The following is a 337-nucleotide window of genomic DNA, read 5'->3' as shown; positions in this document are numbered from 1 at the left end:
ATCTCGGCAAGTCCCGAATTCTTTGAAAAGCTGTCTCCAGAGAGCGAAAGGGAATTCTTCAAATCTAATCTGGAATTTATCCAGGAGCGTTACGGAAAAGAGAACGTGATGTATGCGTCAGTACATAAGGATGAAACGACACCTCATATGCACGTGGGTCTCGTGCCGATCACGAAAGAAAAGAAGCTGTCAGCAAAGCAGATTTTCAACAAAGTTGAAATGAAGCAGCTGCAGGAAGCGATCGGGAAGCATAACGAAAAATTTGGCTTGCTGCGCGGTGAGCCTTCAGATAAAAAATATCTTGAAATTCACAAGTTTAAGCTAGAAGCGGATAAAG

The 337-nt window shown here is 43.0% G+C and carries 1 protein-coding gene; it reads left to right on the top strand.

Going from position 1 to position 337, the window contains the following annotated elements; genetic code table 11:
• The coding region (mobV, locus tag SB749_RS18980; RefSeq protein WP_410711669.1) for a MobV family relaxase at nt 1-337 on the top strand (337 nt) is incomplete at both ends.

Source organism: Brevibacterium sp. SIMBA_078 (assembly GCF_046534565.1).
In the GTDB taxonomy this organism is placed as follows: domain Bacteria; phylum Actinomycetota; class Actinomycetes; order Actinomycetales; family Brevibacteriaceae; genus Brevibacterium.
The sequence above is the reverse complement of the archived record's forward strand: the minus strand, read 5'-3'. Positions and strand labels throughout refer to the sequence as shown.